The 1,683-nt window shown below is 60.9% G+C and carries 2 protein-coding genes; both read right to left on the reverse strand.

The window, feature by feature from the left end; translation table 11 throughout:
- Positions 1–298, reverse strand: a 298-nt coding sequence (locus ABX749_RS31950) for a c-type cytochrome domain-containing protein (protein ID WP_372899601.1), incomplete at its 3' end; no start/stop codon positions are given.
- A gap of 259 nt (positions 299–557) precedes the next feature.
- The coding region (locus tag ABX749_RS31955; protein ID WP_372899602.1) for a hypothetical protein at positions 558–1,683 on the reverse strand (1,126 nt) is incomplete at its 5' end.

A 1,683-nucleotide genomic window follows, 5' to 3' on the forward strand; every position in this document is an offset into this window, starting at 1 on the left:
CCGGTGGCATCGGATCGTCGTCATCGCTGGCGCGCAGATACAGCACACTCGATTCGGGTTGCTTGGCAACGAGTAACGATCCGCTGTCGCCGCCGGCCTGGATCGCCTGATGTGTCTCCAGCGACAGTCCACCCTCGGCTTGTTTGGCGCGGTGACAGGCGACGCAATTGCGTTGCAAGATGGGAGCGATGTCACGTGCGAAACTGACGGACTGGTCTGAGTCGGTTTGCTCGGCCAACGCCGCGGAGCCAAGGCAGCAGAGCAAGAAGACGAGAGGCAGCGATGAAGCACGCATCATTGCGGTGTGTGGGGTGGGAGGGAGAGGGAGGGTGTGGGCCTCATGCCGCTGAAGGAGCGTCGTCGTCCCAGGGGTGGGGCCCGAAGGCTGGCGCCCAATGCTACTTACTTATACACCAGTCAGGGTGTTTTCTTGTTAGCGGCAGGGCGCGAGCCCTCCGGTCTTTCAAGGTCATACCGGACGGCTCGCGCCGTTCCGCTAACTCCCTCAGTACCAAAGTAAACGCTACGACGAGATCCAATCCGAATCCACGCTCGGCTTACTGGATCTCTAGTGTGATCAAACTCATCGGGACGTAGACGGTAAAATCTCGGGCGGCGACCTGTTTTTTGATCGCTTCGATCCGCTTGTCCGTTTCCGCGATCGCCTTGTCGATTTCTGCATGATCGCCGGAGCGGTCGGGATCGGCTCGGATGGTTTCCAGGGTGTCGCGGTACTGGATTTCGCGCGCCAGTGCCTGCGGGTTGACGGAGAACTTGACCTTCGTTTCGCCCTGACCCCAGAACGAGTAGCTGCCGACGGCGGCGTTGTTTTTTACATCGATCGTCCACTCGGCTTCCGATTTGTCTTTGGCGATCGTCAGGTCACCGGCGCTGACACCCGGTGGCAGGTGTTGAGCCCTCAAGACGACGGCTTCGGATCCTCCCTCGCGACGTGTCACCTTGATGGGGACCGTGACCTTGGTTCCTTTTTTCGCCACCACCACGTCCTGACTGGCGGGGTCGATGCTGAGCGGACAGGTGTCGAGATCGGATGACGCGACCTTCAATGGATCGGTCAAACGCGTGTGTGCGGTGGGGCGATAGCCGTCTTGTTGCCAGATCACCGATGCCGCCTGCGCCTGTCGCGTTTCGCTTTTGCCGTCACGGGTGACTTCGCCGACCACTTGCAAGGGACTGTGTTGGGTCGGTGCCTGGTCCGTCGCGGTGATCACCAAGTCGGTGTGGTTTTGGTTGGCCGCGATCCAGGCGGGACGACAAACCAGTCCGGGAGGCAACTGGGGAATCGAAACCTGAATCGGCGCCGACATCTGGTTCCGGATCACGAAGACACGAATCGTCGTCGCCCCGCCGCGCATCAGATGCGTTCCCGAAGGTTGGGACGTCTTGGGGTCTTTGTGGGGATAGACGTGATAGGCCAGCAGTTGCCAATCCTGGTGGGGTGGGCCGATGGCAAGTTGATACCGCTGGCGTTCGCCGAGTGATTGGCCCGTGTCCAAGTCGGCGACCGTGATTCGATAGTCTCCGTCTTCGGGTGGTTGGAAACGCAGCACGGGATCACCCGTGGCAAATCGGATGACGGAGTCCGACAGATTGGGGCCGTCTTCGGCGGTTGCGACCCGTTGCCAGGACTGCGTCCCCGCTGCGTCGACCAGCGATCGATCG

This window comes from Stieleria sp., assembly GCF_041595215.1.
Taxonomy (GTDB): domain Bacteria; phylum Planctomycetota; class Planctomycetia; order Pirellulales; family Pirellulaceae; genus Stieleria; species Stieleria magnilauensis.